Source organism: Shinella sp. GW835-FHT14H05, assembly GCF_058793575.1.
This window is the reverse complement of the sequence record NZ_JBXAFY010000010.1, coordinates 81,525-107,040: the sequence shown is the minus strand read 5'-3', so window position 1 is coordinate 107,040 and position 25,516 is coordinate 81,525. Positions and strand designations below refer to the sequence as shown.

General features: G+C 60.9%; 34 protein-coding genes. 2 read left to right on the top strand and 32 right to left on the bottom strand.

Annotated elements, in window-relative coordinates; all coding sequences use genetic code 11:
- Positions 1–40: 40 nt before the first annotated feature.
- The 31 genes from rplQ to rpsL all read right to left on the bottom strand — a co-directional run bounded on the left by rplQ (position 41) and on the right by rpsL (position 19,468).
- Positions 41–463 carry a 50S ribosomal protein L17 gene (gene rplQ, locus AC1Q6Z_RS25240; protein ID WP_256116144.1) on the bottom strand — a complete coding sequence of 141 codons (423 nt, stop codon included), beginning with the start codon at positions 461–463 and terminating at the stop codon, positions 41–43.
- A 45-nt stretch (positions 464–508) separates the two neighbouring features.
- Positions 509–1,519: a DNA-directed RNA polymerase subunit alpha gene (locus tag AC1Q6Z_RS25235; protein ID WP_256116145.1), complete on the bottom strand. Its 1,011-nt coding sequence runs from the start codon at positions 1,517–1,519 to the stop codon at positions 509–511.
- A gap of 103 nt (positions 1,520–1,622) precedes the next feature.
- A complete protein-coding gene (gene rpsK / locus AC1Q6Z_RS25230; protein WP_023513823.1) occupies positions 1,623–2,012 on the bottom strand; it encodes a 30S ribosomal protein S11 in 390 nt (129 codons plus the stop codon).
- 242 nt (positions 2,013–2,254) lie between these two features.
- On the bottom strand, positions 2,255–2,623 hold the full coding sequence (rpsM, locus tag AC1Q6Z_RS25225; protein ID WP_064329867.1) for a 30S ribosomal protein S13: 369 nt from the start codon (positions 2,621–2,623) through the stop codon (positions 2,255–2,257).
- 273 nt (positions 2,624–2,896) lie between these two features.
- A complete protein-coding gene (locus AC1Q6Z_RS25220) occupies positions 2,897–3,481 on the bottom strand; it encodes an adenylate kinase (RefSeq protein ID WP_256116146.1) in 585 nt (194 codons plus the stop codon).
- On the bottom strand, positions 3,478–4,818 hold the full coding sequence (gene secY, locus AC1Q6Z_RS25215) for a preprotein translocase subunit SecY (RefSeq protein ID WP_256116147.1): 1,341 nt from the start codon (positions 4,816–4,818) through the stop codon (positions 3,478–3,480). The genes AC1Q6Z_RS25220 and secY overlap by 4 nt, the downstream gene beginning before the upstream one ends.
- A gap of 315 nt (positions 4,819–5,133) precedes the next feature.
- Positions 5,134–5,613 (bottom strand): 50S ribosomal protein L15, encoded by a 480-nt coding sequence (rplO, locus tag AC1Q6Z_RS25210; protein WP_256116148.1) that lies wholly within the window; start codon positions 5,611–5,613, stop codon positions 5,134–5,136.
- Between the two features lie 11 nt (positions 5,614–5,624).
- Positions 5,625–5,828, bottom strand: a complete 204-nt coding sequence (gene rpmD, locus AC1Q6Z_RS25205) for a 50S ribosomal protein L30 (protein WP_256116149.1) — start codon at positions 5,826–5,828, stop codon at positions 5,625–5,627.
- A 13-nt stretch (positions 5,829–5,841) separates the two neighbouring features.
- On the bottom strand, positions 5,842–6,408 hold the full coding sequence (rpsE, locus tag AC1Q6Z_RS25200) for a 30S ribosomal protein S5 (protein WP_023515494.1): 567 nt from the start codon (positions 6,406–6,408) through the stop codon (positions 5,842–5,844).
- A gap of 128 nt (positions 6,409–6,536) precedes the next feature.
- The gene (gene rplR / locus AC1Q6Z_RS25195; protein WP_256116151.1) at positions 6,537–6,899 is read right to left on the bottom strand and encodes a 50S ribosomal protein L18; all 363 of its coding nucleotides are present in this window, start codon (positions 6,897–6,899) and stop codon (positions 6,537–6,539) included.
- A gap of 12 nt (positions 6,900–6,911) precedes the next feature.
- Complete coding sequence (gene rplF, locus AC1Q6Z_RS25190) at positions 6,912–7,445, bottom strand: 50S ribosomal protein L6 (protein WP_256116152.1); 534 nt, start codon at positions 7,443–7,445, stop codon at positions 6,912–6,914.
- A gap of 42 nt (positions 7,446–7,487) precedes the next feature.
- A complete protein-coding gene (rpsH, locus tag AC1Q6Z_RS25185) occupies positions 7,488–7,886 on the bottom strand; it encodes a 30S ribosomal protein S8 (RefSeq protein WP_256116153.1) in 399 nt (132 codons plus the stop codon).
- A 12-nt stretch (positions 7,887–7,898) separates the two neighbouring features.
- Complete coding sequence (gene rpsN, locus AC1Q6Z_RS25180; RefSeq protein ID WP_256116154.1) at positions 7,899–8,204, bottom strand: 30S ribosomal protein S14; 306 nt, start codon at positions 8,202–8,204, stop codon at positions 7,899–7,901.
- Between the two features lie 34 nt (positions 8,205–8,238).
- Positions 8,239–8,796, bottom strand: coding sequence for a 50S ribosomal protein L5 (rplE, locus tag AC1Q6Z_RS25175; protein ID WP_256116155.1), 558 nt, complete (start codon positions 8,794–8,796; stop codon positions 8,239–8,241).
- Positions 8,789–9,100: a 50S ribosomal protein L24 gene (gene rplX / locus AC1Q6Z_RS25170; RefSeq protein ID WP_069059026.1), complete on the bottom strand. Its 312-nt coding sequence runs from the start codon at positions 9,098–9,100 to the stop codon at positions 8,789–8,791. The genes rplE and rplX overlap by 8 nt, the downstream gene beginning before the upstream one ends.
- A gap of 12 nt (positions 9,101–9,112) precedes the next feature.
- Positions 9,113–9,481, bottom strand: a complete 369-nt coding sequence (gene rplN, locus AC1Q6Z_RS25165; RefSeq protein ID WP_018328276.1) for a 50S ribosomal protein L14 — start codon at positions 9,479–9,481, stop codon at positions 9,113–9,115.
- A 238-nt stretch (positions 9,482–9,719) separates the two neighbouring features.
- Positions 9,720–9,956: a 30S ribosomal protein S17 gene (gene rpsQ, locus AC1Q6Z_RS25160; protein WP_256116156.1), complete on the bottom strand. Its 237-nt coding sequence runs from the start codon at positions 9,954–9,956 to the stop codon at positions 9,720–9,722.
- A 12-nt stretch (positions 9,957–9,968) separates the two neighbouring features.
- On the bottom strand, positions 9,969–10,169 hold the full coding sequence (rpmC, locus tag AC1Q6Z_RS25155) for a 50S ribosomal protein L29 (protein ID WP_069059028.1): 201 nt from the start codon (positions 10,167–10,169) through the stop codon (positions 9,969–9,971).
- A 12-nt stretch (positions 10,170–10,181) separates the two neighbouring features.
- Positions 10,182–10,595 (bottom strand): 50S ribosomal protein L16, encoded by a 414-nt coding sequence (rplP, locus tag AC1Q6Z_RS25150; RefSeq protein WP_117372290.1) that lies wholly within the window; start codon positions 10,593–10,595, stop codon positions 10,182–10,184.
- A 38-nt stretch (positions 10,596–10,633) separates the two neighbouring features.
- Positions 10,634–11,365 (bottom strand): 30S ribosomal protein S3, encoded by a 732-nt coding sequence (rpsC, locus tag AC1Q6Z_RS25145; RefSeq protein WP_256116157.1) that lies wholly within the window; start codon positions 11,363–11,365, stop codon positions 10,634–10,636.
- Positions 11,365–11,754, bottom strand: coding sequence for a 50S ribosomal protein L22 (rplV, locus tag AC1Q6Z_RS25140; RefSeq protein WP_117372288.1), 390 nt, complete (start codon positions 11,752–11,754; stop codon positions 11,365–11,367). The genes rpsC and rplV overlap by 1 nt, the downstream gene beginning before the upstream one ends.
- A 2-nt stretch (positions 11,755–11,756) precedes the next feature.
- On the bottom strand, positions 11,757–12,035 hold the full coding sequence (gene rpsS, locus AC1Q6Z_RS25135; protein WP_023517272.1) for a 30S ribosomal protein S19: 279 nt from the start codon (positions 12,033–12,035) through the stop codon (positions 11,757–11,759).
- Positions 12,036–12,050: 15 nt separating this feature from the next.
- Positions 12,051–12,887 (bottom strand): 50S ribosomal protein L2, encoded by an 837-nt coding sequence (rplB, locus tag AC1Q6Z_RS25130; RefSeq protein WP_256116159.1) that lies wholly within the window; start codon positions 12,885–12,887, stop codon positions 12,051–12,053.
- 31 nt (positions 12,888–12,918) lie between these two features.
- The gene (locus AC1Q6Z_RS25125) at positions 12,919–13,212 is read right to left on the bottom strand and encodes a 50S ribosomal protein L23 (protein WP_256116160.1); all 294 of its coding nucleotides are present in this window, start codon (positions 13,210–13,212) and stop codon (positions 12,919–12,921) included.
- Positions 13,209–13,829: a 50S ribosomal protein L4 gene (gene rplD / locus AC1Q6Z_RS25120; protein ID WP_256116161.1), complete on the bottom strand. Its 621-nt coding sequence runs from the start codon at positions 13,827–13,829 to the stop codon at positions 13,209–13,211. The genes AC1Q6Z_RS25125 and rplD overlap by 4 nt, the downstream gene beginning before the upstream one ends.
- Before the next feature lie 12 nt (positions 13,830–13,841).
- The gene (rplC, locus tag AC1Q6Z_RS25115) at positions 13,842–14,525 is read right to left on the bottom strand and encodes a 50S ribosomal protein L3 (protein WP_256116162.1); all 684 of its coding nucleotides are present in this window, start codon (positions 14,523–14,525) and stop codon (positions 13,842–13,844) included.
- Between the two features lie 170 nt (positions 14,526–14,695).
- A complete protein-coding gene (gene rpsJ / locus AC1Q6Z_RS25110; RefSeq protein ID WP_003507767.1) occupies positions 14,696–15,004 on the bottom strand; it encodes a 30S ribosomal protein S10 in 309 nt (102 codons plus the stop codon).
- 189 nt (positions 15,005–15,193) lie between these two features.
- Positions 15,194–16,369, bottom strand: coding sequence for an elongation factor Tu (gene tuf / locus AC1Q6Z_RS25105; RefSeq protein ID WP_435265371.1), 1,176 nt, complete (start codon positions 16,367–16,369; stop codon positions 15,194–15,196).
- Between the two features lie 66 nt (positions 16,370–16,435).
- On the bottom strand, positions 16,436–18,535 hold the full coding sequence (gene fusA, locus AC1Q6Z_RS25100; protein WP_435265374.1) for an elongation factor G: 2,100 nt from the start codon (positions 18,533–18,535) through the stop codon (positions 16,436–16,438).
- A gap of 31 nt (positions 18,536–18,566) precedes the next feature.
- Positions 18,567–19,037 carry a 30S ribosomal protein S7 gene (gene rpsG, locus AC1Q6Z_RS25095; RefSeq protein ID WP_256121541.1) on the bottom strand — a complete coding sequence of 157 codons (471 nt, stop codon included), beginning with the start codon at positions 19,035–19,037 and terminating at the stop codon, positions 18,567–18,569.
- A 59-nt stretch (positions 19,038–19,096) separates the two neighbouring features.
- Positions 19,097–19,468: a 30S ribosomal protein S12 gene (gene rpsL, locus AC1Q6Z_RS25090; protein ID WP_022719193.1), complete on the bottom strand. Its 372-nt coding sequence runs from the start codon at positions 19,466–19,468 to the stop codon at positions 19,097–19,099.
- A 556-nt stretch (positions 19,469–20,024) separates the two neighbouring features.
- Between rpsL and AC1Q6Z_RS25085 the strand changes: the two genes are divergently transcribed.
- Positions 20,025–20,318, top strand: a complete 294-nt coding sequence (locus tag AC1Q6Z_RS25085) for a transcriptional regulator (protein ID WP_256121540.1) — start codon at positions 20,025–20,027, stop codon at positions 20,316–20,318.
- A 198-nt stretch (positions 20,319–20,516) separates the two neighbouring features.
- On the top strand, positions 20,517–21,191 hold the full coding sequence (locus tag AC1Q6Z_RS25080; RefSeq protein ID WP_492649676.1) for a class I SAM-dependent methyltransferase: 675 nt from the start codon (positions 20,517–20,519) through the stop codon (positions 21,189–21,191).
- Between the two features lie 76 nt (positions 21,192–21,267).
- Here AC1Q6Z_RS25080 and rpoC read toward each other — a convergent pair whose 3' ends face one another.
- Positions 21,268–25,479, bottom strand: a complete 4,212-nt coding sequence (gene rpoC / locus AC1Q6Z_RS25075) for a DNA-directed RNA polymerase subunit beta' (RefSeq protein ID WP_256121538.1) — start codon at positions 25,477–25,479, stop codon at positions 21,268–21,270.
- Between the last annotated feature and the right edge of the window lie 37 nt (positions 25,480–25,516).

Here is a 25,516-nt window from a genome sequence, read left to right as displayed (position 1 = left end):
ACATGCCCCGGCCTTTTTATTCAATCCCGTAACCCTGTGATCAGGCTGCTTCGGCCTGCGCTTCGGCTTCCGTGCGAGCGAGGTCCTTCGCGCCCTTTGCGGAAGCGTCGCGGTCAACGAATTCGATGACGGCGAGCGGGGCGTTGTCGCCACGACGGTAGCCAGCCTTCATGATGCGAAGGTAGCCGCCGTTGCGGGTAGCGTAACGGGTTGCGATGGCGTCGAACAGCTTGGCGACGACAGCAACGTCACGGATCTGCGAGATCGCCTGGCGGCGAGCGTGCAGGTCGCCGCGCTTGCCGAGGGTGACGAGCTTCTCGACGATCGGGCGAATTTCCTTCGCCTTCGGCAGCGTGGTGACGATCTGCTCATGTTCGATGAGCGAGGCAGCCATGTTGGCGAACATCGCCTTGCGGTGGCTGGCAGTACGGTTGAGTTTGCGGCCCGAATTCTGGTGGCGCATCTCGGTTCTCCTTCACATGCAGGCTGAAAACCTGCCGTTTGATGGTTAATATTGGTCTTCGTAACGCTTGGCGAGATCTTCGATGTTCTCGGGCGGCCATGCCGGCACTTCCATGCCGAGGTGCAGGCCCATGGAAGCGAGAACTTCCTTGATTTCGTTCAGCGACTTGCGACCAAAATTCGGGGTGCGAAGCATTTCGGCTTCGGTCTTCTGAATGAGATCGCCAATGTAGACGATGTTGTCGTTCTTCAGGCAGTTCGCCGAACGGACGGAAAGTTCCAGTTCGTCGACCTTCTTGAGGAGCGCCGGGTTGAAGGCGAGCTCGGTGACCGACTCTTCTTCGGCTTCCTTCTGCGGTTCGTCGAAGTTGACGAAGACCGAGAGCTGGTCCTGAAGAATGCGGGCCGCGAACGCGATCGCATCTTCGCCGGTGACGGAGCCGTCGGTCTCGATGGACATCGTCAGCTTGTCATAGTCGAGAACCTGGCCTTCGCGGGTGTTTTCCACCTTGTAGGACACTTTCTTGACCGGCGAGTAGAGGCTGTCGACCGGGATGAGGCCGATCGGCGCGTCTTCGGAACGGTTGCGGTCGGCCGGGACGTAACCCTTGCCGTTGTTGACCGTGAACTCCATGCGGATTTCGGCGCCCTCGTCGAGGGTGCAGATCACATGATTGGGGTTCAGGATCTCGATGTCGCCGACCGTCTGGATGTCACCAGCCGTTACGACGCCCGGACCCTGCTTGCGCACGACCATACGCTTGGAATCGTCGCCATCCATCTTGATGGCGATTTCCTTGATGTTGAGCACGATATCGGTCACGTCTTCGCGGACACCCGGGATCGACGAGAACTCGTGCAGCACGCCGTCGATCTGCACGGCGGTAACAGCCGCACCGCGCAGCGACGACAGGAGAACGCGACGCAGCGCGTTGCCGAGCGTCAGGCCGAAGCCCCGCTCCAGCGGCTCGGCAACAAGGCTTGCCTTGGTGCGGCCGGAGGAGGAGAACTCCACCTTGTTCGGCTTGATCAGTTCCTGCCAGTTTTTCTGGATCATATGTTTTGCCTTCCGTTCGCCGCCACCATCCAATCGTGACGGCCGAGCCCTGAAGATCCGCGAAAGCCGGAAACCGGCTTCCGCAGCAATTCGAATGCGATGATCAGACGCGGCGCTTCTTGCGCGGGCGGCAACCGTTGTGCGGGATCGGGGTCACGTCGCGGATCGACGTGATCATGAAGCCGGCAGCCTGGAGGGCGCGCAGAGCCGATTCACGGCCGGAACCCGGACCGCAGACTTCGACTTCCAGCGACTTCATGCCGTGTTCCTGGGCCTTCTTGGCGCAGTCTTCAGCAGCGATCTGGGCAGCGAACGGGGTCGATTTACGCGAACCCTTGAAGCCCTTTGCACCGGCCGACGACCAGGCAATGGCGTTGCCCTGTGCGTCAGTGATGGTGATCATTGTGTTGTTGAACGAAGAATTGACGTGAGCAACACCCGAGGTGATGTTCTTGCGTTCGCGACGGCGGACGCGTGCGGCTTCCTTGGCCATGGATAGTCCTTTCGTTGATCTCGACACCGCCGTAGTTCCAGCGGCTCCACCGGGCGGGGGCTTGGCCCCTGCCCTGAATAAAATTTGCACACCGGCCCGAGGGCGTCGCGTGCGGCGATATCGTCACTGCCGTAGTGCCAGCAGCTCCACCGACCGGGACAAAGGCTTGGCGCCAAGCCCCGCTCGAAACTCAAAAGAGGCCGGCGCGACGCGCCAGCCTCCTGTTCCCCGTTTCCGGGAAATTACTTCTTCTTGCCTGCGATGGCCTTCGCCGGGCCCTTGCGGGTACGGGCGTTGGTGTGCGTGCGCTGACCGCGGACCGGAAGGCCACGACGGTGACGCAGACCACGGTAGCAACCGAGGTCCATGAGACGCTTGATGTTCATCGAGGTCTCGCGACGCAGGTCACCTTCGACCTGGTAGTCGCGGTCGATAGCTTCGCGGATCTGCAGGATTTCTGCGTCCGTGAGCTGGTGAACGCGACGATCAGCCGGGATACCGACCTTCTCGATGATTTCCTGTGCAAACTTCGGGCCGATCCCGTGAATGTAACGCAGCGCGATGACAACGCGCTTCGCAGTCGGGATGTTGACGCCAGCGATACGTGCCACGCCTGTTCTCCTTGCTTCCAGTTGCCATCCGGCAAGTGGTCTTCTTCATTTGAAGCGGCTCCAAAGCCGCGTCGCTCAGTTGATGTCCGTGACACGTCGAAAACGACCGCACCCGGACTTCGTTCTTTGAAGTCCGCGCCGATCGCAATGGTATGTCGCGAGTTGGCGCTGTCATAAGGGGGAATCGGCTAAAAAGTCAACTCCCCGGCAGATCCTTTTTCGGATTCCAGGCTGCAAAGCAACCGCTTCACACTTTTCCCGGAATTGCTCCTATCAGGCGTTCTCCAGGATTCCGGCAATCTCTGCCGTCACCACGTCGACATTGGCCATGCCGTCGACCGTCTGGAGCTTGCCCGTCGATGCGTAGTAGCTCGACAGCGGCGCGGTCTTTTCGCGGTATTCCGTCAAGCGGCGCTTGAAGGCTTCCGGATTGTCGTCGGAGCGAACCGTGCCGCCGGCGGCGACCGTTTCGGCCACGCGATTCTCCATGCGCTTAACCAGCGCATCTTCATCCACCTTCAGCTCGATGACGGCGTCGAGCGCGATGCCCTTGCCGGCGAGGATCCGGTCGAGGGCTTCGGCCTGCGGAACCGTGCGCGGGTAACCGTCGAGGATGAAGCCCTTGGCACAGTCGGCCGAATCGATTCGGTCGGACACGATCTCGTTGACGATGGCGTCGGAGACGAGCTGGCCGGCGTCCATGACGGCCTTCGCGCGTTTGCCGACATCCGTGCCGGCGGCAACGGCCGCCCGCAGCATGTCACCCGTGGAAAGCTGCGGAATACCGTGCCTCTCCGTCAGGAGCTTGGCTTGCGTTCCCTTGCCAGCGCCCGGCGGCCCCAGAAAAATCAGTCTCATCGTCCCCTCTTTCCTCCACGCAGCTTCGACTTCTTGATCAGCCCCTCATACTGCTGAGCAATCAGGTGACCCTGAATCTGTGCTACAGTATCAAGGGTCACGCTGACAACAATCAAAAGCGACGTACCACCAAGGTAGAACGGCACACCTGTCTGAGCGATGAGAATTTCGGGAAGAATGCAGACGAACATCAGGTAGGCCGCGCCGATCACCGTGATGCGGGTCAGCACGTAGTCGATGTATTCCGCGGTGCGTTCGCCCGGACGGATGCCCGGAATGAAGCCGCCATGCTTCTTCAGATTGTCGGCCGTATCCTTCGGATTGAAGACGATGGCCGTGTAGAAGAAGGCGAAGAAGGCGATCATGCCCGCATAGAGCAGCATGTAGAGCGGCTGGCCATGGCCAAGGGCGGCGATGATGGCGGTCGCCCAGGTCGGCAGCTCGGCGGTGTTTGAGAAGCCTGCGAGCGTCGCCGGCAGCAGCAGCAGCGAGGATGCGAAGATCGCCGGGATGACGCCTGCGGTGTTGAGCTTCAGCGGCAGGTGCGACGTATCGCCCTGGAACATGCGGTTGCCCACCTGTCGCTTCGGATACTGGATCAGAAGACGGCGCTGGGCGCGTTCCACGAAGACGATGAGCGCGATGACGACGACGGCCATGACGACGACGGCGAGAATCACGCCGATCGACAGGGCGCCGGTGCGGCCGAGTTCGAGGGTGCCGGCGAGCGCGCCCGGAAGGGCGGCGACGATGCCGGCGAAGATGATCAGCGAAATGCCGTTGCCGATGCCGCGCGAGGTGATCTGCTCACCCAGCCACATCAGGAACATCGTGCCGCCGAGCAGCGAGATGACGGTGGAGATGCGGAAGAACCAGCCCGGATCGTTGACGAGCCCTGCCCCGCTTTCGAGGCCCACAGCGATACCGTAGGCCTGCAGCGTGCCGAGCAGCACCGTGCCGTAGCGGGTGTACTGGTTGATGATCTTGCGACCCTGTTCGCCTTCCTTCTTCAGCTGTTCCAGCGAGGGAACGACCGAGGTCATCAGCTGCACGATGATCGACGCGGAAATGTACGGCATGATGCCGAGCGCGAAGATCGCCATGCGCTCGACAGCGCCGCCGGAGAACATGTTGAAGAGGCCGAGAATGCCGCTGGACTGGCCCTGGAAGGCCTGGGCGAAGGCATCGGGATTGAGGCCCGGCAACGGGATATAGGTGCCGAGGCGATAGACGAGCAGCGCGCCCAGCGTGAACCAGAGACGCTTCTTCAGATCTTCCGCCTTGGCGAAAGTCGAGAAGTTGAGATTAGAGGCAAGTTGTTCCGCTGCCGAAGCCATGCATTTCTCCGCGAAGCCGATCCGGCGGCGGGGAGCCCGGCCAGGTCCGGAATGGCTGATCCGTTTGGCACAGGCGCCCGGCCCTCCTCGGACCGTTTGCTCATGCTGAAATTCGTCGTGCCCGTCTGCCGTTGCGGCAAACTCGGCGGATGGAGCCTAAACCGGTTGAAACGCGGATTGTCAAGCAATCCCGGCCTCACCCTGGTTTTAAATTCCGGACAACAGCGGGATGGGGTTCCCGGCCGTCGTTGTGAGGCTCACATATGGGAGCAAAATCGCCCGGTGTGAAGCACACCGGGCGAAGATTTCGTCGAATTATTCAGCGGCTTCCGCTGCTGCGAGAAGCAGCTTGATCGAGCCGCCGGCCTTTTCGATCTTCTCGATGGCGGGCTTGGAGGCGCCGGCGACTTCGAAGGTCACCTTGGCCGTCAGTTCGCCGTCGGCGAGGATGCGAACGCCGTCCTTGACGCGGCGGATAACGCCAGCGGCCTTGAGAGCGGCGGCGTCAACCGTTGCCTTGCCGTCGAGCTTGCCGGCGTCGATGGCGACCTGGATGCGGCCCAGCGACACGATGGCGAAGTCGGACGAGAAGATGTTGTTGAAGCCGCGCTTCGGCAGGCGACGGTAGATGGGCATCTGACCGCCTTCGAAGCCGTTGATGGCCACACCCGAACGTGCCTTCTGACCCTTCACACCGCGGCCGCCGGTCTTGCCGGAGCCCGAACCGATACCGCGACCTACGCGCTTACGGTTCTTGGTAGAGCCTTCGTTGTCCTTGATTTCATTGAGCTTCATGATCTATCCCCTCACTTCTCGTCGACGACGCGGACGAGGTGCTGGACGGCACGGATCATGCCACGGACAGACGGGGTGTCTTCCAGCGTGCGAACCCGATGCATCTTGTTAAGGCCCAGGCCGACAAGCGTTGCACGCTGTACGGCCGGACGGCGGATGGGGCTGCCGATCTGCTCGACAGTCACCGTCTTCGTTGCGGTTTCTTTCTTAGCCATTGTTCAAACTCCCTTATTCTTCGGAAGCGACGCCGGCGGACGCACGACGGGCCTGCAGCGTGGCATACTTCATGCCGCGCTGTGCCGCGATGTCCTTCGGGTGCATCTGGCTCTTGAGGGCGTCGAAGGTCGCACGGATCATGTTGTACGGGTTCGACGAACCGGTCGACTTGGCGACGACGTCATGAACGCCGAGCGTTTCGAAGACGGCGCGCATCGGGCCACCGGCGATGATGCCGGTACCGGCCTTGGCCGAGCGAAGCAGAACCTTGCCGGCGCCGTGGCGGCCATGCACGTCGTGGTGCAGCGTGCGGCCCGAGCGCAGCGGTACGAAGATGAGGTCGCGCTTGGCGGCTTCGGTGGCCTTCCGGATGGCTTCCGGAACTTCACGAGCCTTGCCGTGGCCGAAGCCGACGCGGCCCTTCTGGTCGCCGACGACGACGAGAGCTGCGAAACCGAAACGACGGCCGCCCTTGACGACCTTCGCGACGCGGTTGATCGCGACGAGCTTGTCGACAAACTCGCTGTCGCGCTCTTCGCGGTTCTGGCGGTCATCGCGACCGCGCTTTTCCTGTGCCATTGTCCTTTTCCTTTTTCTTTTCCGGGTGCAATCGGCAGATTGACGAAAGTCGCCCCCATTCAGGGAATGGAAGCGACCAATACCCAACTGAGCTGACCGGCAGGCGCTTTACGCGCCCAGCCGAAAGATCAGAAGCTAAGACCACCTTCACGCGCAGCTTCGGCAAGAGCCTTGATGCGGCCGTGATAGATGAAGGCGCCACGGTCGAAAACGACCTCCTTGACGCCGGCCTTGGCGGCACGCTCAGCGATGAGCTTGCCGACGGCAGCGGCTGCTGCCGTGTCGGCGCCCGTCTTCAAAGACGAGCGCAGATCGGTGTCGAGCGTGGAGGCGGACGCAAGCGTCGTGCCGGCCACGTCATCGATGACCTGTACGTAGATGTTCTTCGACGAGCGATGAACCGACAGGCGCGGACGGCCGTTGGCGACCGCCTTGATGGAACGGCGCACGCGGTTGGCGCGGCGCACGAGAGCTTCTTTCCTGCTAGCCATTTCGCGTGATCCTTACTTCTTCTTGCCTTCTTTGCGGACGATCCGCTCTTCGGCATACTTGACGCCCTTGCCCTTGTAGGGCTCGGGGCCACGGTATTCGCGGATTTCCGCTGCGACCTGGCCGACCTGCTGCTTGTTGATGCCGGAGATGATGATTTCCGTCGGCTTCGGTACAGCGATCGAGATGCCTTCCGGCGTCTGGTAGACCACGTCGTGGCTGAAGCCGAGTGCGAGCTGCAGGTTCTTGCCCTGCAGCGACGCGCGGTAGCCGACGCCGTTGATTTCGAGCTTGCGCTCGTAGCCGTCCTTCACGCCCTTGAAGATGTTCTCGACCATCGTGCGGGACATGCCCCACTTGGAACGAGCATCCTTGGACGTGTTGATCGGCTGAACGACAACTGCGTTGTCTTCGAGCTTCACCGAAACTTCGTCGTTTGCGACGAAGAACAGTTCGCCCTTCGGGCCCTTCGCGGTGACCGTCTGACCATCGACGGTCGCGGTGACACCAGCGGGAACCGGAACGGGCTTCTTACCGATACGAGACATTGTTTTATCCTGTCTGTTCGTTATGGAGATCCTTGCTCAGTCTTAGAAGACCGAGCAAAGAATCTCGCCACCAACGTTCTGTTCGCGTGCCTGGTGATCGGCCATCACACCCTTCGGGGTCGAAAGGATGGTGATGCCGAGGCCGTTCGCGACCTGCGGAATGGACTTGACCGAGACATAGACCCGGCGGCCCGGCTTGGAGACGCGGTCGATCTTGCGGATCACGGACGCGCCTTCGTAGTACTTGAGTTCGATGTTCAGCTCGGCCTTGCCGTTGCCGAATTCGACTTCCGAATATCCGCGGATGTAACCTTCGGACTGAAGGACGTCCAGAACGCGGGCGCGCAGCTTGGAAGCCGGCGTCGAAACGCTGGACTTGCGGCGTGCGGCGCCGTTGCGGATGCGGGTGAGCATATCGCCCAGAGGATCAGTCATAGACATGTGCCCGTCTCCTTACCAGCTCGACTTGACAATGCCCGGCACCTTGCCGGAATTGCCCAGTTCACGAAGCGCAATACGCGACATTCCGAGTTTGCGATAAAAGGCGCGCGGACGGCCCGTTACTTCGCAGCGGTTGCGGATGCGGGTCTTGGAACCATTGCGCGGAAGTTCGGCAAGCTTCAAGGTCGCCTTGAAGCGCTCTTCGATCGGAAGAGCCTGGTTCTGGATGATGGCCTTCAGGCGGGCACGCTTAGCGGCCTGGCTGGCAACCAGTTTGCGGCGGCGCTTGTTCTTTTCAACTGCGCTCGTTTTCGCCATAACAGTTATCCTTCTTTACGCTTGTCGTTACGGATCAGGCGCGGAACGGGAAGTTGAACTCTTTCAGAAGAGCCCGTGCTTCGTCGTCCGTCTTTGCCGTCGTGCAAACGATGATGTCCATGCCCCACATCTGATCAACCTTGTCGTAGTTGATCTCCGGGAACACAATGTGCTCCTTGATACCCATGGCGAAGTTGCCACGGCCATCGAAGGACTTCGGGTTCAGACCACGGAAGTCGCGTACGCGGGGCAGCGCGATGTTCACGAGGCGATCCAGAAATTCATACATGCGGGCGCCGCGCAGCGTAACCTTCGCGCCGATCGGCATGCCTTCGCGCAGCTTGAAGCCGGCGATGGAGTTGCGGGCGCGCGTGATGACCGGCTTCTGGCCGGCAATCGCTGCGAGGTCGCCAGCCGCTACGGACGGCTTCTTCGAATCGCCCGTCGATTCACCAACACCCATGTTGATGACGACCTTGTCGAGACGCGGGATCTGCATCTCGTTGGCGAAGGAGAACTGCTCCTGAAGCGCCTTGCGGATACGCTCGACGTATTCCTTCTTGAGGCGCGGCTCATACTTGGTGTCAGCCATCGATCGACACTCCCGAACGCTTTGCTACACGAACCTTCTTGTCGCCCTCGACCTTGAAACCGACGCGGGTCGGCTTGCCGTCCTTGGGGTCGGCGATCGCGATGTTCGACAGGTGGATCGAGGCTTCCTTGGTGATGATGCCGGCTTCCTGGGTCTGGGACTGACGCTGGTGACGCTTCACCAGGTTGATACCCTTGACGACCGCACGGTCTTCCTTCGGCATGACCTGAACAACTTCACCGGTACGGCCCTTGTCCTTGCCGGTGAGCACGACGACCTTGTCGCCCTTACGAATCTTCTGCATAGCCATCGCTCCTTAGAGTACTTCCGGAGCCAGCGAGATGATCTTCATGTGGTTCTTTGCGCGGAGTTCGCGCGGAACCGGTCCGAAGATACGGGTGCCGATGGGCTCTTTCTTATTGTCGATCAGGACGGCTGCGTTGTTGTCGAAACGGATAACGCTACCATCGGGGCGGCGGATGTCCTTGGCGGTGCGAACGACAACCGCCTTCATCACGTCACCCTTCTTCACGCGGCCGCGCGGGATGGCTTCCTTGATCGAGACGACGATAATGTCGCCGACCGAAGCGTACTTACGCTTGGAGCCGCCCAGCACCTTGATGCACATGACACGACGTGCGCCGGAATTATCCGCGACGTCGAGGTTAGTCTGCATCTGAATCATGTCAGGTCGCCTTCTTGTTTTACCGGACCGGTTGGGTGTTAGCCCCCTGTTCCAGCTTATGGAAATACGTGTTTTCGCGCGGGATGGTCTTTTGTCAGGGTGGTTTCCACTGATCGGCGAGCCGATGGGACCTTCCGTGCGCTCAAAGCAAAAGACGCTCGTGATTCCGAGCGTCCTTGCGCTGCTTCATACAGGTTTTCGCGCCGAACACAAGGGCCCGGCGCAAATTCCGATGTTTTTAGGCGTGGGCCGATACGACGGTCCAGCGCTTGTCCTTGGAGATGGGTGCGCATTCCTCGATGGAAACGACGTCACCGACCTTGTACTGATTGTTTTCGTCATGCGCCTTGTACTTCTTGGACCGGCGAACGGTCTTCTGAAGCAGCGGGTGGGCAAAGCGGCGCTCGACGCGAACGACAACGGTCTTTTCGTTCTTGTCACTGACTACAGTGCCCTGCAGAATGCGTTTCGGCATCGTTTTCGGTCCTTAGGCCTTGGCTTCTGCCGCCTTCTGGCGGGCAATGGTCTTGACGCGCGCGATGTCCTTGCGGACTTCGTTGATGCGCGAGGTCTTCTCGAGCTGGCCAGTCGCCTTCTGGAAGCGCAGGTTGAACTGCTCTTTCTTCAGCTTGGCAAGCTCATCGTTGAGCTGGTCGGCGCTAAGCGCGCGAACGTCTACGGCTTTCATCCTACTCGCTCCTTACTCTGCAATGCGCTGTACGAAGCGCGTCTTGACCGAGAGCTTGGCCGAGCCGAGACGAAGCGCCTCGCGGGCGATCTCCTCGGAGACACCGTCGATCTCGAACATCATACGACCAGGCTTGACCTTGGCCGCCCAGTATTCGACCGAGCCCTTACCCTTACCCATGCGGACTTCGGTAGGCTTGGCGGTGACCGGCACGTCGGGGAACACACGGATCCACACACGGCCGGCACGCTTCATGTAACGCGTGATCGCGCGGCGGGCCGCTTCGATCTCGCGAGCGTTAACGCGATTCGGTTCCTGAGCCTTCAAGCCGAACTCGCCGAAAGCGAGGTCGGAGCCGCCCTTGGCGACACCCTTGATGCGGCCCTTGAACTGCTTGCGATACTTGGTACGCTTTGGCTGCAACATTTTTTTACTTCTCCGATATTGGCTGCCAAACGCGACTGTTACGCGTTTTCACGACGACGGTCGCCACGATCGCCGCGTTCACGGCTGGCGGGACCCTGGCTGTCACTTTCGCTTGCGCGACGCTCCGAAGCCATCGGGTCGTGTTCAAGGATTTCGCCCTTGAAGATCCAGACCTTGATGCCGCAGATGCCGAATGCGGTTTCGGCTTCAGCCGTACCGTAGTCGATGTCCGCACGCAGCGTGTGAAGCGGAACGCGACCTTCGCGGTACCATTCCGTACGGGCGATTTCCGCGCCGCCGAGACGGCCTGCGCAGGTGATCTTGATGCCTTCGGCGCCAAGACGCATCGCGGACTGAACAGCGCGCTTCATCGCACGGCGGAAAGCCACGCGGCGCTCGAGCTGCTGGGCGATCGACTGGGCAACGAGGGTTGCGTCGACTTCGGGCTTGCGCACTTCAACGATGTTGAGGTGCGTTTCCGAGTTCGTCATCGCGGCGAGCTTCTTGCGAAGCTTCTCGATGTCTGCGCCCTTCTTGCCGATGATCAGACCCGGGCGAGCCGAGTGGATCGTGACGCGGCACTTCTTGTGCGGACGCTCGATGACGACCTTGGCGATACCGGCCTGCTTCAGCTCTTCCATGACGAAAGCGCGGATCTTCAGGTCTTCGTGGAGCAGCTGGCCGTATTCGGCATTGTCGGCGAACCAACGGCTGTCCCAGGTACGGTTGATGCCGAGGCGGAAACCGATTGGATTAATCTTCTGGCCCATTATGCGGCCTCCCCTTTGGCTTCGACTTCACGGACGACGATCGTGAGATGCGAGAAAGGCTTCTCGATCCGCGATGCGCGGCCGCGGCCACGAGCGTGGAAACGCTTCATGACAATCGACTTGCCGACATACGCTTCCGCGACGATCAGCGAGTCCACGTCGAGGTCGTGGTTGTTTTCTGCGTTGGCGATAGCGGATTCCAGCGTCTTCTTGACGGTCTCGGCGCTACGCTTGCGCGAGAATTCAAGTTCGGCGAGCGCCCGGTCGACCTTCTTGCCGCGGATCAGCGCAGCAAGCAGGTTGAGCTTCTGGGGGCTGACGCGGATCGTGCGCGCGATGGCCTGCGCCTCGTTATCCTTCAGCCGACGTTCGGCTTTAGCCTTGCCCATCGTTACTTCCTCTTCGCCTTCTTGTCCGCGCCGTGACCGTAATAGGTCCGGGTCGGAGCGAATTCACCAAACTTGTGGCCAACCATGTCTTCGTTGACGGCCACCGGGATATGCTTGCTGCCGTTGTAGACGCCGAAGGTGAGACCGACGAACTGCGGCAGGATCGTGGAGCGACGGCTCCAGATCTTGATCACTTCGCTGCGACCGCCTTCACGAACCTTCTCAGCCTTCTTGAGAAGATAGCCGTCAACAAACGGGCCTTTCCATACTGAACGAGCCATTCCTGACTACCTCTCTTACTTCTTCTTCAAGTGGCGCGAGCGCATGATGAACTTGTCGGTCGACTTGTTCGAGCGGGTACGCTTGCCCTTGGTGGGCTTGCCCCACGGGGATACCGGGTGACGACCACCGGAGGTGCGGCCTTCACCACCGCCGTGCGGGTGGTCGACCGGGTTCATGACGACGCCGCGGTTGTGCGGGGTCTTGCCGCGCCAGCGCGTGCGACCGGCCTTGCCGTCGTTGATGTTGCCGTGATCCGGGTTGGATACGGCGCCGATCGTGGCGAGGCAGGACGAGTGAACCAGACGCTGTTCGCCCGAGTTCAGGCGAAGGATCGCCATGCCCTGGTCGCGGCCGACGAGCTGAACGAAGGTGCCGGCGGAGCGGGCGATCTGGCCGCCCTTGCCCGGCTTCATCTCGACGTTGTGAACGATCGAGCCAACCGGGATGTACTGCAGCGGCATGGTGTTGCCGGGCTTGACGTCAACGGCCTTGTCGGACGCGATGACCTTGTCGCCGGCTGCCAGGCGCTGCGGTGCCAGGATATAGGCTTGCTCGCCGTCAGCGTAGTCGATCAGCGCGATGAACGCGGTGCGGTTCGGGTCGTATTCCAGACGCGCGACCGTGCCTTCGACGTCGAACTTGCGACGCTTGAAGTCGACGAGACGGTAGGTACGCTTGTGACCGCCGCCGATGAAGCGGGCGGTGATGCGACCCAGGTTGTTACGGCCACCGCTCTTGGAGAGACCTTCGGTCAGAGCCTTTACGGGCTTGCCCTTGTAAAGGCCCGACCGGTCGACGATGACCAGCTGGCGCTGGCTCGGAGTGGTCGGGTTGTAGCTTTTCAATGCCATTTTTCTGTTTCCTCTTTAGCCGAGTGCCCGATTAGAGCCCGGTGGAGACGTCGATGGACTGACCGTCAGCGAGCGTGACGATAGCCTTCTTGACATCTCCCTGCCGGCCGGCGAAGCCGCGGAAACGCTTGATCTTGCCCTTGCGGACGAGCGTGTTCACAGCCGTGACCTTGACGCCGAAGAGTGCTTCCACTGCAGCCTTGATTTCAGGCTTGGAAGCGCGCTTGGCAACGTTGAAGACGACCTGGTTGTTTTCGGATACCAGCGTCGACTTTTCGGTGATCGAAGGAGATACGATCACATCGTAGTGGCGAAGATCCGTCATTTGAACCGCTCCTCGAGGGCTTCTACAGCAGCCTTGGAGAGCACGAGCTTGCCGCGGCGCAGGATGTCGTAAACATTGATACCCTGGATCGGAAGAACATCCACGTTCGGGATGTTGCGGGCTGCGAGCTTGAAGTTGCCGTCAAGTTCCGAGCCGCCGATGATGAGGGCATTGGTGAGGCCGAGCGAGGCGAATACGCCGGCGAGAGCCTTCGTCTTTGCTTCGGCAGCAACCAGATCGTCGATGATGATCAGGTTTTCAGCCTTCAGCTTGGCCGAGAGCGCATGACGCAGGCCGAGCGCGCGAACCTGCTTGGGCAGGTCGTGGGCATGGCTGCGGACAACCGGGCCGTGGGCCTTGCCGCCGCCGCGGAACTGCGGTGCACGTGCCGAATGGTGACGAGCGCGGCCCGTACCCTTCTGCTTGTACATCTTGGCGCCCGTGCGGGAAACCTCGGCGCGGGTCAGCGACTTGTGGCTGCCCTGCTGCTTCTTGGCGAGCTGCCAGCGAACGACGCGGGCAATGATGTCTTCGCGCGGCTCGAGGCCGAAAATCGCGTCGGAGAGGGAGACCTTGCCGGCGTCCTTCCCCTCGAGGGTCGTGACTTTGAGATCCATGATCAGGCTCCCTTACTTGACTGCGGCGCGCACAGCGGCCGGACGCGGCGCGTCGGACGGGGTGCCGGACTTGACGGCGTCACGAACGACGATCCAGGCACCCTTGGAGCCCGGGACTGCGCCCTTAACGAGGATGAGACCACGCTCTTCGTCGGTCGAGACGACTTCGAGGTTCTGGGTGGTGACGCGCGTCTGGCCCATGTGACCAGCCATGCGCTTGCCCTTCCAGACCTTGCCCGGGTCCTGGTTGTTACCCGTCGAACCGTGCGAACGGTGCGAAACGGACACGCCGTGCGTTGCACGAAGACCACCGAAGTTGTGGCGCTTCATGGCACCGGCGAAACCCTTACCGATCGTGGTGCCGGTAACGTCGACGAGCTGACCTGCGACAAAGTGGCTCGCGGTCAGTTCCGCGCCGATGTCGATGAGGTTGTCTTCCGAAACGCGGAACTCGACGAGCTTGGCCTTCGGCTCGACGCTTGCAGCGGCGAACTGGCCGCGCAGTGCCTTTGCCGTGTTCTTCACCTTGGAGGTGCCGGCGCCGAGCTGGACGGCCGTGTAGCCGTTCTTGTCCTGCGTGCGCTGGGCCACGACCTGGACGTTGTCCAGTCGCAATACTGTTACAGGGATATGCTCACCTGCGTCATTATAGACGCGAGTCATCCCTACTTTCTGTGCAATCACACCTGAACGCATGGTTCAATCCTCTTAGAAGTCCTGTCGGGGTATTCCCAAAGCGAGGGAGCCCCTTCATGCCTCTTGGTTTAAGGATTCCACTCGGGCCTCGAAGGCCGTCGGGTTTCCCGTTTTTAGAAGACGTCGGCTAATGCCACGTACCTTCCTTGTTATTTCGGCTTACGCCGGACTTAGAGCTTGATCTCTACGTCTACACCGGCCGCAAGGTCGAGCTTCATGAGAGCGTCAACGGTCTGCGGGGTCGGATCTACAATGTCGAGCAGGCGCTTGTGCGTGCGCATCTCGAACTGTTCGCGGCTCTTCTTGTCGACGTGGGGCGACCGGTTGACCGTGAACTTTTCAATACGGGTCGGGAGCGGAACGGGGCCGCGGACGCTTGCGCCGGTGCGCTTTGCCGTCGACACGATCTCGCGCGTGGAGGCATCAAGGATCCGGTGGTCAAACGCCTTGAGGCGGATGCGGATGTTCTGGCCGTTCATACGACTTTTCCTTAGTTCGTTATCCGCGCGATTCTCTTGGGAATACGCGCTTTTTGATTCTGGCGGTTCCATAAAGGAACGCACACGAAAACACAATTGCCGAAAGGCCAGTCCGCTAAATTTTCAAAGACCGGAGGGGCAGGGTTGAACCCCTGCCCTTCCTTTTTCAGCGGCCTAGGGCCTTACGTCTTACTCGACGATCGAAGCCACGATGCCGGCGCCGACGGTGCGGCCGCCTTCGCGGATGGCGAAGCGCAGCTTTTCTTCCATCGCGATCGGAACGATCAGCTCGACGGCAACCGTGACGTTGTCGCCCGGCATGACCATTTCCGTGCCTTCCGGCAGCGAAACGATGCCCGTCACGTCCGTCGTGCGGAAGTAGAACTGCGGACGGTAGTTCGTGAAGAACGGCGTATGACGGCCGCCTTCTTCCTTCGTCAGGATGTAGGCTTCAGCCATGAACTTCTTGTGCGGCTTGACCGAACCCGGCTTGCACAGGATCTGACCACGCTCGACGCCGTCACGGTTCACACCGCGAACGAGAGCACCGATGTTGTCGCCGGCCTGGCCCTGGTCGAGCAGCTTGCGGAACATTTCAACGCCGGTAACGGTGGTCTTCGAGGTCGGGCGGATGCCGACGATCTCGACTTCTTCACCGACCTTGACGATGCCGCGCTCGACGCGACCCGTCACAACCGTACCGCGGCCCGAGATCGAGAACACGTCTTCGATCGGCATCAGGAACGGCTGGTCGATCGGACGCTCAGGCGTCGGGATGTAGGCGTCGACAGCGGCCATCAGCTCGCGGATCGCGTCTTCACCGATCTTCTTGTCGGAATCTTCGAGAGCGGCCAGAGCCGAACCCTTGACGATCGGAATGTCGTCGCCCGGGAAGTCGTAGGACGACAGCAGTTCGCGCACTTCAAGCTCGACGAGCTCGAGGAGTTCGGCGTCGTCGACCTGGTCGACCTTGTTGAGGAACACGACGATTGCCGGAACGCCGACCTGGCGGGCGAGCAGGATGTGCTCGCGGGTCTGCGGCATCGGGCCGTCAGCAGCCGAGCAGACCAGGATCGCGCCGTCCATCTGGGCAGCACCGGTGATCATGTTCTTGACGTAGTCGGCGTGGCCGGGGCAGTCGACGTGGGCGTAGTGGCGGGCCGGCGTCTCGTATTCGACGTGTGCCGTCGAGATGGTGATGCCACGAGCCTTTTCTTCCGGAGCGGCGTCGATCTGGTCATACGCCTTGTATTCGCCGAAATACTTCGTGATCGCGGCCGTCAGCGACGTCTTGCCATGGTCGACGTGGCCGATCGTGCCGATGTTTACGTGAGGCTTGTTGCGCTCAAACTTGCTCTTTGCCATTTCCGGCTCTCCGTTCCTTGTCCCGCGAAGGGAAATTCATACAATTTTCTTAAGGGCGTACCCCGGTCACTTCTGACCGGAGTACTTTGCCTGGATTTCCTGCGCGACGTTCGACGGAACCGGCGCATAGTGATCGAAGGTCATCGTGTACTGGGCGCGGCCCTGCGACATCGAGCGCAGGTTGTCCACGTACTTGAACATGTTGGCCAGCGGCACGTTGGCGGAGATCACGACGGCGACGCCGCGCGATTCCTGGCCCTGGATCTGGCCACGACGGGAGTTCAGGTCGCCGATGACGTCGCCGACATAGTCTTCCGGTGTGACGACTTCGACCTTCATCATCGGTTCCAGCAGCTGGGCACCGGCTTCACGCGAGGCTTCACGGAAGCAAGCACGCGATGCGATTTCGAAGGCGAGGACCGACGAGTCGACGTCGTGGAAGGCGCCGTCGATGAGCGTCGCCTTGACGCCGAGCATCGGGAAGCCTGCGAGCGGACCCGAGGACAGAACGCTTTCGATACCCTTCTGAACGCCCGGGATATATTCCTTCGGAACAGAACCGCCGACGATCTTGGATTCGAACAGAAAGTCTTCGCCTTCCGGGTTCGGTTCGAAAACGAGCTTCACGCGGGCGAACTGGCCGGTACCACCGGTCTGCTTCTTGTGCGTGTAGTCCTTCTCGGTCTTGCGCGTGATGGTCTCGCGGTAGGCAACCTGCGGGGCGCCGACATTGGCTTCGACCTTGAACTCGCGACGCATGCGGTCGACGATGATGTCGAGGTGAAGTTCACCCATGCCTGCGATGATCGTCTGGCCCGACTCTTCGTCGGTCTTGACGCGGAAGGACGGGTCTTCGGCGGCCAGGCGGTTGAGGGCGAGGCCCATCTTTTCCTGGTCGTTCTTGGTCTTCGGCTCGATCGCGATCTGGATGACCGGCTCGGGGAATTCCATGCGCTCGAGGATGACCGGCTTCAGGGGATCGCAGAGCGTGTCGCCCGTCGTCGTGTCCTTGAGGCCGGCGAGAGCAACGATGTCGCCTGCAAAGGCTTCTTCGATGTCTTCACGCGAGTTGGAATGCATCTGGAGCATACGGCCGACGCGCTCGCGCTTTTCCTTGACCGTGTTCATGACCGACGTGCCCTTTTCGAGCTTGCCGGAATAGATGCGGGCGAAGGTGAGCGAACCGACGAAGGGGTCGTTCATGATCTTGAACGCAAGCATGGAAAGCGGCTCGGCGTCGTCAGCGTGACGCTCGATTTCGGCTTCCGTCTTGACGTCGATGCCCTTGATCGCCGGGATGTCTGCCGGGGACGGCAGGTAATCGACGACAGCGTCGAGCAGCGGCTGAACGCCCTTGTTCTTGAACGCCGTACCGCAGAACATCGGGTGGAACTTCACGTCGATGGTGCCGCGGCGAACGAGCGCACGGATCTGCTCGTTGTCCGGGTAGTTGCCTTCGAGGTAGGCTTCCATCGCGGCCTCGTCGATTTCGACGACGGTCTCGATGAGCTTCTCGCGGTATTCTTCGGCCTGGGCCTTCATGTCTTCCGGGATTTCGACGACGTCCCACTGGGCGCCGAGCGATTCATCGCGCCAGACGAGAGCGTTCATCTCGATCAGGTCGACGACGCCCTTGAACTCGGTCTCGGCGCCGATCGGCAGCTGCATGACGACCGGGATCGCGCCGAGGCGCGACTTGATCATGGATACCGAGCGGTAGAAGTCCGCGCCGGTCTTGTCCATCTTGTTGCAGAAGATCATGCGCGGAACGTTGTACTTCTCAGCCTGACGCCAGACGGTTTCCGTCTGCGGCTCTACGCCGGCGTTGGCATCGAGAAGGGCGATCGCACCGTCGAGAACGCGCAGCGAACGCTCGACTTCGATGGTGAAGTCGACGTGGCCGGGGGTGTCAATGATGTTGAAGCGGCGGGTCTTGCCGTCACGGCCCTTCCAGTAGGTCGTGGTGGCAGCGGACGTGATCGTGATGCCGCGTTCCTGCTCCTGCTCCATCCAGTCCATCGTAGCGGCGCCGTCATGGACTTCGCCGATCTTGTGGGACTTGCCGGTGTAGTAAAGGATACGCTCGGTCGTCGTCGTCTTGCCGGCGTCGATATGCGCCATGATACCGAAATTTCGGTAGTCTTCGATTTTATATTCGCGAGCCATCTGGGACTCCTTTCGAGACGTCTAGTTTCGGTTACCAGCGGTAGTGCGAGAAGGCACGGTTGGCGTCAGCCATCTTGTGCGTGTCTTCGCGCTTCTTGACGGCGCTGCCACGGTTATTCGCTGCGTCCATGAGTTCGCCGGAGAGGCGCTCGACCATGGTCGTTTCGTTACGCTTGCGGGCAGCTGCGATCAGCCAACGGATTGCGAGAGCCTGGCGGCGCTCCGGACGAACGTCGACCGGAACCTGGTAGGTCGCACCACCAACGCGGCGCGAACGCACTTCGACGTGCGGCGCAACGTTGTCCAGAGCCGAATGGAACACCGTGACCGGGTCCGCTTTAGCCTTGCCCTGAACGACATCGAAGGCGCCGTAAACGATCGTTTCGGCGACGGACTTCTTGCCGTCCAGCATGATGGCATTCATGAACTTGGTGACTACGAGATCGCCGAACTTCGGGTCCGGGTTGATCTCGCGCTTTTCTGCTCTATGGCGACGGGACATACTTTTTGTCTCTCAAACTTGTAACTGATCTGACCAGCGAAATGGCGCCGGTTGACTTATTATTTCGGACGCTTCGCGCCGTACTTGGAGCGGCGCTGCTTGCGGTTCTTGACGCCCTGGGTGTCGAGAACGCCACGGATGATGTGGTAACGAACGCCCGGCAAGTCCTTTACGCGGCCGCCACGGATCATGACGACGGAGTGTTCCTGCAGGTTGTGGCCTTCGCCCGGAATGTAGCCGATGACTTCGAAGCCATTGGTCAGGCGGATCTTTGCGACCTTACGCAGAGCCGAGTTCGGCTTCTTCGGGGTCGTCGTGTAGACGCGGGTGCAAACGCCGCGCTTCTGGGGGTTTTCCTGCAGAGCAGGAACCTTGTTGCGCTTTACCGACGCCTGGCGCGGCTTGCGGATCAACTGGTTTACGGTAGGCATTCAACCATCCCTATCAATTTCGATCGATACCCTTGCGGGCAGTTACTTGGCCACACGCGTGTTCATGCGCAATAAAAGGCCGATCCGCTTTTGCGGATGACCTTCATAGGCAGAGGACGCGATAACCGCGTCATGCGTGCAGCATTCATGTTCTCAACGTGCGTCGAGCCCTGTTTGAGGCGAACTCCAGAACGAGTCGTTCCGAACCAGCCAGCCTCACATAGGCTCTGATAGCGGGCGGTCTACTGATTAAAGGGCGAAAGGTCAAGGGGCGGCGCGAAAGAATCCTGCCCGGGAATGCCTGCTTTGCCTGAGAAGCAGGGCTTTCAGGGTGCGCCCCCTGCCCTCTTCGCGGTGATTTTCAGACAACCAGCCTTCGCCGATCTGCATTAAGAAAGCATGAACAAGGAATCAACCGGAAGAGTCGCTCTGCGCTAATTACATCCACCGATTCTCTTGCAGCGCGGCTTTTGACGGGATCGTGATTTTTGCGATTGGGTCCGACCGCCCTACCCTTTATAGAGCTTGCATCATTTCATCCCGAAAGGAGCCTGCCATGGCCAGTGCCGACAACGACAACAATACGCTCGACGACCCGATGGTCTTTATCATCATCGGCAAGGCCTATGAGCGCGACGGCGACGAGGGCATCGACATCCACGTCATGCTGCGCGCGCCGGACGACGACAGCGCCGTGCGCGAGGCCCTGAACGCCCTTTCGGAGGAAGGCTTCCTCGAAGCTGACCTCGACCAGATCGGCACGCTGAACGACGTGCCGGACGAGGAGCCGCATGCGTCCGCCTATCGCGGCGCGCTCGAAGGGGAAGTGGCGATCATCCGCTTCGCGTGACGCCGGTTCCTCGTCAGCCTGATTGCTCCCCTTGGCAGAGGCGTGTCGCCCGCCTCTGCCGGCAGCACGGGGTAGTAGGCTCCTATCCGTTCAGGTGAGGTTCTACGCCCTATTGGCGGGTTATCAGCCTCCAGAGGCTCGGGCATGGTGGTCGACATGGTCGCTCAGCCTGTCCGGCCTGGCCTCACGGGGGAAAAGATGACCGTTTCCGACACAGCGACAGCGGTTGGCGAAAAGAATGATTATTACGACAAGACCTATTTCGACAAGACGTTCGAACACCAGCGCTATGCAGCCTATTTCGATCGCCTGAAGTTCGAGAAATTCGTCGGTCCGTCGGACCGCGTGATCGATTTCGGCTGCGGTGGCGGCTACATCCTTTCCAGCCTCGATGTCAAAGAGCGCGTTGGTGTCGAGGTCAACGAGGCGGCCGCCGCGGCGGCCCGCAAGAACGGCATCCGGGTCTTCGGCAGCCTTGAGCAGATCGAGGACGGCTGGGCCGACACCATCATTTCCCACCATGCCCTTGAGCACGTCGACGACCCGCTCGGCATGGTGCGGCAGATGTTCGCCAAGCTCCGCAAGGGCGGCAAGGTGGTGCTCGTGACGCCAAACGAGTCCTTCAAGATAGGCTACCGCGAGGACGAGCCGAACTTCCACCTGTTCACCTGGTCGCCCAGCAACCTCGGCAACCTGCTGAAGCGTGCCGGCTTCACCGGGATCGCCGCCTCGCCAGTGCATCATCGCTGGCCGCGCTACTGGTGGATCGTCGGCCCCATCGTCGGCAAGCGGATGATGAACCTCATCTGCATCGCCTATGGACGGGTGATGACGGGCGTCAGCCAGGTCAGGGCGATCGGCTACAAGCCCTAGGCGTGCCCCGTCTCGCAAAAACAAAAAGCCGCCCGAAACGCTCGGGCGGCTTTTTCATTGTCAAAAGAACGACAGCTTATTCGGCTGCGGCGTTCTCGCCGCCGGCGAGGTCCGCCAGCATCGGGGTTGCAACGCCTGCACCCGTCGACTTGCGGCGCTCGTCGAGGATCATCTCGTCGCGAGCCGTCGCGATGCGGCGGATCTGGGTCATGGTGCCGCCCGTACCGGCCGGGATGAGACGGCCGACGATGACGTTTTCCTTGAGACCCTGCAGGCCGTCGGTCTTGCCGGCGATCGCAGCTTCCGTGAGAACCTTGGTGGTCTCCTGGAAGGATGCGGCCGAGATGAACGACGGGGTCTGCAGCGACGCCTTGGTGATGCCGAGGAGGACCGGATCGCCGTAAGCCGGCTTCTTGCCTTCCTCGATCAGGCCGTCGTTGACGTCTTCGAGCTCGATACGGTCGACGTTGTCGCCGACGATATAGGTCGAGTCGCCGGCATCCGTGATCTCGACCTTCTGCAGCATCTGGCGAACGATCACCTCGATGTGCTTGTCGTTGATCACAACGCCCTGCAGACGGTAGACTTCCTGGATTTCGTTCACGAGGTAGGAAGCGAGTGCTTCCACGCCCTTGATCGCCAGGATGTCGTGCGGCGCCGGGTTGCCGTCGAGGATGTAGTCACCCTTTTCGATGTAGTCGCCGTCCTGAAGGTGGAAGGGCTTGCCCTTCGGGATCAGGTATTCGACCGGCTCGACACCGTCTTCCGCCGGCTCGATCATCACGCGGCGCTTGTTCTTGTAGTCGCGGCCGAAGCGAACCGTGCCATCAATCTCAGCGATGATGGCGTGGTCCTTCGGACGACGGGCTTCGAACAGTTCGGCAACGCGCGGCAGACCACCGGTGATGTCCTTGGTCTTGGCGCTTTCGAGCGGCGAGCGGGCAAGAACGTCACCCTGGGAGACCTTCTGGCCCGGTTCGACGGACAGGATCGCGTCGACCGAGAGCAGGAAGCGGGCTTCGCCACCGCGGGACAGCTTGGCAACGGCGCCATTCTTGTCCTTGATGATGATGGCCGGCTTGAGGTCCGTACCGCGCGGCGTCGAGCGCCAGTCGATGACCGAACGCTTGGTGATGCCGGTGGATTCGTCCGTCGATTCCAGAACCGAGATACCGTCGACCACGTCTTCGAAGTGAACGGTGCCCTCGACTTCCGTCATCATCGGACGGGTGTAGGGGTCCCACTCGGCGAGACGCTGGCCGCGCTTCACCTTGTCGGCATCGTCGACGAAGATCTTCGAACCGTAGGCGACGCGCTGCGAGGAGCGTTCCACGCCGCGCTCGTCCAGGATCTGGATCGCCATGTTGCGGCCCATCGCGACGAGAACGCCTTCCGAGTTGCGCAGCATGTTGCGGTTCTTGATCTGCACCGTGCCCTCATACGAGGCTTCCAGGAACGACTGGTCGACCACGGTCGCCGTGCCGCCCAGGTGGAAGGTACGCATGGTGAGCTGGGTGCCCGGTTCACCGATCGACTGTGCCGCGATGACGCCGACGGCTTCGCCCATGTTGACGGGCGTGCCGCGTGCAAGGTCGCGACCGTAGCAGACGCCGCAGACGCCGGTCTGGATTTCGCAGGTCAGCGCCGAGCGGATGCGGATCGACTGGATACCAGCCTTTTCGATCTGGACGACGTCGGCCTCGAGGATCATCCGGCCCGCATCGACGATGCGCTCACCCGTGACCGGGTGATCGATATCGTCCAGCGCGGTACGGCCGAGCACGCGGGTGCCGATCGAAGCCACGACCTGACCGGCATCGACGATCGCCGTCATCGTGAGGCCCGTTTCCGTGCCGCAGTCGACATGCGTGACGATGCAATCCTGCGCGACGTCGACGAGACGGCGGGTCAGGTAACCGGAGTTCGCGGTCTTCAAGGCGGTGTCTGCGAGACCCTTACGGGCACCGTGCGTCGAGTTGAAGTACTCGTTAACGGTCAGGCCTTCCTTGAAGTTCGAGATGATCGGCGTTTCGATGATCTCGCCCGACGGCTTGGCCATGAGGCCGCGCATGCCGCCAAGCTGACGCATCTGGCTCGGAGAGCCGCGGGCGCCGGAGTGCGACATCATGTAGATGGCGTTCATCGGCTTCTGGCGGCCGGTTGCGGGGTCGAACTCGACGGCCTTGATGCGGGCCATCATGTCTTCCGCGACCTTCTCGGTGGCCTTGCCCCAGGCATCGACGACCTTGTTGTACTTTTCGCCCTGGGTGATCAGGCCGTCATTGTACTGCTGCTCGTATTCCTTGACCAGGTTTTCGGTGTCGCCAACGATTTTCACCTTGGTTTCCGGAATGACCATGTCGTCCTTGCCGAACGAAATGCCGGCGCGGCAGGCGTGGACGAAGCCGAGCTGCATGATGCGGTCGCAGAAGATGACCGTGTCTTTCTGGCCGCAGTGACGGTAGACCGAGTCGATCATCTTGGAGATGTTCTTCTTGGTCATTTCCTGGTTGCAGATGTCGAACGGAATGTTGCCGTTCTTCGGCAGCAGTTCGCCGATGATCATGCGGCCGGGCGTCGTTTCGAAGATCTTGGTGTAGGGCTTGCCTTCACCATCGACCGACTTGTAGCGGCCCTTGATCTTGGCGTGCAGCGTGACGACCTTGTTTTCCAGAGCGTGGTGCAGTTCGCCCATGTCGGAGAAGGCCATGCCTTCGCCCGGCTCGTTCTGGTTCTGGATCGACAGATAGTAGAGACCGAGAACCATGTCCTGCGAAGGAACGATGATCGGCGCGCCGTTTGCCGGATGCAGGATGTTGTTCGTCGACATCATGAGCACGCGCGCTTCCAGCTGGGCTTCCAGCGAAAGCGGAACGTGAACAGCCATCTGGTCGCCGTCGAAGTCGGCGTTGAAGGCCGTGCAGACGAGCGGGTGCAGCTGGATGGCCTTGCCTTCGACCAGCGTTGGTTCGAAGGCCTGGATGCCCAGGCGGTGCAGCGTCGGTGCGCGGTTCAGCAGAACCGGATGTTCGCGGATGACCTCGTCGAGGATATCCCAGACTTCCGGCTTTTCCTTTTCAACGAGCTTCTTGGCCTGCTTGACGGTCGAGGAGTAACCCTTGGCGTCGAGGCGGGCGTAGATGAACGGCTTGAACAGTTCGAGCGCCATCTTCTTCGGCAGGCCGCACTGGTGCAGCTTCAGTTCCGGACCGGTCACGATGACCGAACGGCCGGAATAGTCGACGCGCTTGCCGAGCAGGTTCTGGCGGAAGCGGCCCTGCTTGCCCTTGAGCATGTCGGACAGCGACTTCAGCGGACGCTTGTTGGCACCCGTGATGACGCGGCCGCGGCGGCCGTTGTCGAACAGGGCGTCAACCGATTCCTGAAGCATGCGCTTCTCGTTGCGGATGATGATGCCCGGTGCGCGCAGCTCGATGAGGCGCTTCAGACGGTTGTTGCGGTTGATGACGCGGCGGTAGAGATCGTTCAGGTCCGACGTCGCGAAGCGGCCGCCGTCCAGCGGAACCAGCGGACGCAGGTCCGGCGGGATCACCGGGACGACCTTCATGATCATCCATTCCGGACGGTTGCCGGATTCCATGAAGTTCTCGACGATCTTCAGGCGCTTCATCAGCTTCTTCTGCTTCAGATCCGAGGTGGTCTCGGCCAGATCCGAACGCAGATCGCCAGCGATCTTCTCGAGGTTCATCGAGGCGAGCATCTCGTAGATGGCCTCGGCGCCGATCATCGCCGTGAACTGGTCTTCACCATATTCATCGACGGCGATCATGTATTCTTCTTCGGAAAGAAGCTGGTTTTCCTTGAGCGCGGTCAGGCCCGGCTCGGTCACGATGTAGTTCTCGAAATAGAGAACGCGCTCGACATCCTTCAACGTCATGTCGAGCAAAGTCGAGATGCGTGAGGGAAGCGACTTCAGGAACCAGATGTGGGCGACGGGCGCGGCGAGCTCGATATGGCCCATGCGCTCGCGGCGAACGCGCGACAGCGTGACTTCGACGCCGCACTTTTCGCAGATGATGCCCTTGTACTTCATGCGCTTGTACTTGCCGCACAGGCACTCGTAGTCCTTGATCGGGCCGAAGATGCGCGCGCAGAACAGACCGTCGCGTTCCGGCTTGAACGTGCGGTAGTTGATCGTTTCCGGCTTCTTGATCTCACCGTAAGACCAGGAAAGAATCTTTTCCGGAGAAGCGATCGAGATCCGGATAGAATCGAACGTCTGCGCAGGCACCTGCGGGTTGAAAAGGTTCATGACCTCTTGGTTCATGCCTATCTCCTTCGTGGGCCATTGGCCCTCTGCTTAG

Bases quoted from the DNA above. Each gene is read 5' to 3' on its own strand.
- secY (WP_256116147.1), bottom strand. From the start codon at position 4,818: ATGGCTTCGGCAGCGGAACAACTTGCCTCTAATCTCAACTTCTCGACT.
- rpsK (WP_023513823.1), bottom strand. From the start codon at position 2,012: ATGGCCAAGGAAGCCGCACGCGTCCGCCGTCGCGAACGCAAGAACATC.
- rplN (WP_018328276.1), bottom strand. From the start codon at position 9,481: ATGATTCAGATGCAGACTAACCTCGACGTCGCGGATAATTCCGGCGCA.
- AC1Q6Z_RS25235 (WP_256116145.1), bottom strand. From the start codon at position 1,519: ATGATCCAGAAAAACTGGCAGGAACTGATCAAGCCGAACAAGGTGGAG.
- rplF (WP_256116152.1), bottom strand. From the start codon at position 7,445: ATGTCTCGTATCGGTAAGAAGCCCGTTCCGGTTCCCGCTGGTGTCACC.
- AC1Q6Z_RS25085 (WP_256121540.1), top strand. From the start codon at position 20,025: ATGGCCAGTGCCGACAACGACAACAATACGCTCGACGACCCGATGGTC.
- rpsS (WP_023517272.1), bottom strand. From the start codon at position 12,035: ATGGCTCGTTCAGTATGGAAAGGCCCGTTTGTTGACGGCTATCTTCTC.
- rplB (WP_256116159.1), bottom strand. From the start codon at position 12,887: ATGGCATTGAAAAGCTACAACCCGACCACTCCGAGCCAGCGCCAGCTG.
- fusA (WP_435265374.1), bottom strand. From the start codon at position 18,535: ATGGCTCGCGAATATAAAATCGAAGACTACCGAAATTTCGGTATCATG.
- rpmC (WP_069059028.1), bottom strand. From the start codon at position 10,169: ATGAAAGCCGTAGACGTTCGCGCGCTTAGCGCCGACCAGCTCAACGAT.
- rpsE (WP_023515494.1), bottom strand. From the start codon at position 6,408: ATGGCACAGGAAAAGCGCGGTCGCGATGACCGCCAGAACCGCGAAGAG.
- rpoC (WP_256121538.1), bottom strand. From the start codon at position 25,479: ATGAACCAAGAGGTCATGAACCTTTTCAACCCGCAGGTGCCTGCGCAG.
- rpsL (WP_022719193.1), bottom strand. From the start codon at position 19,468: ATGCCTACCGTAAACCAGTTGATCCGCAAGCCGCGCCAGGCGTCGGTA.
- rplQ (WP_256116144.1), bottom strand. From the start codon at position 463: ATGCGCCACCAGAATTCGGGCCGCAAACTCAACCGTACTGCCAGCCAC.
- rplV (WP_117372288.1), bottom strand. From the start codon at position 11,754: ATGGGCAAGGCTAAAGCCGAACGTCGGCTGAAGGATAACGAGGCGCAG.
- AC1Q6Z_RS25080 (WP_492649676.1), top strand. From the start codon at position 20,517: ATGACCGTTTCCGACACAGCGACAGCGGTTGGCGAAAAGAATGATTAT.
- tuf (WP_435265371.1), bottom strand. From the start codon at position 16,369: ATGGCAAAGAGCAAGTTTGAGCGCAACAAGCCTCACGTAAACATCGGC.
- AC1Q6Z_RS25220 (WP_256116146.1), bottom strand. From the start codon at position 3,481: ATGAGACTGATTTTTCTGGGGCCGCCGGGCGCTGGCAAGGGAACGCAA.
- AC1Q6Z_RS25125 (WP_256116160.1), bottom strand. From the start codon at position 13,212: ATGACGGATCTTCGCCACTACGATGTGATCGTATCTCCTTCGATCACC.
- rplR (WP_256116151.1), bottom strand. From the start codon at position 6,899: ATGGCTAGCAGGAAAGAAGCTCTCGTGCGCCGCGCCAACCGCGTGCGC.
- rplC (WP_256116162.1), bottom strand. From the start codon at position 14,525: ATGCGTTCAGGTGTGATTGCACAGAAAGTAGGGATGACTCGCGTCTAT.
- rplD (WP_256116161.1), bottom strand. From the start codon at position 13,829: ATGGATCTCAAAGTCACGACCCTCGAGGGGAAGGACGCCGGCAAGGTC.
- rpsQ (WP_256116156.1), bottom strand. From the start codon at position 9,956: ATGCCGAAACGCATTCTGCAGGGCACTGTAGTCAGTGACAAGAACGAA.
- rpsC (WP_256116157.1), bottom strand. From the start codon at position 11,365: ATGGGCCAGAAGATTAATCCAATCGGTTTCCGCCTCGGCATCAACCGT.
- rplP (WP_117372290.1), bottom strand. From the start codon at position 10,595: ATGTTGCAGCCAAAGCGTACCAAGTATCGCAAGCAGTTCAAGGGCCGC.
- rpsG (WP_256121541.1), bottom strand. From the start codon at position 19,037: ATGTCCCGTCGCCATAGAGCAGAAAAGCGCGAGATCAACCCGGACCCG.
- rpmD (WP_256116149.1), bottom strand. From the start codon at position 5,828: ATGGCTAAGAAAGAAACCGCAACGAAGACGGTGACTGTCGAGCAGATC.
- rpsN (WP_256116154.1), bottom strand. From the start codon at position 8,204: ATGGCGAAAACGAGCGCAGTTGAAAAGAACAAGCGCCGCCGCAAACTG.
- rpsH (WP_256116153.1), bottom strand. From the start codon at position 7,886: ATGTCTATGACTGATCCTCTGGGCGATATGCTCACCCGCATCCGCAAC.
- rplE (WP_256116155.1), bottom strand. From the start codon at position 8,796: ATGGCTGACACCAAGTATGAGCCGCGCCTCAAGAAGGAATACGTCGAG.
- rpsJ (WP_003507767.1), bottom strand. From the start codon at position 15,004: ATGAACGGCCAGAACATCCGCATCCGCCTCAAGGCGTTTGACCACCGG.
- rplO (WP_256116148.1), bottom strand. From the start codon at position 5,613: ATGAAGCTCAATGAAATCAAGGACAACGAAGGCTCTACCAAGAACCGT.
- rplX (WP_069059026.1), bottom strand. From the start codon at position 9,100: ATGCAGAAGATTCGTAAGGGCGACAAGGTCGTCGTGCTCACCGGCAAG.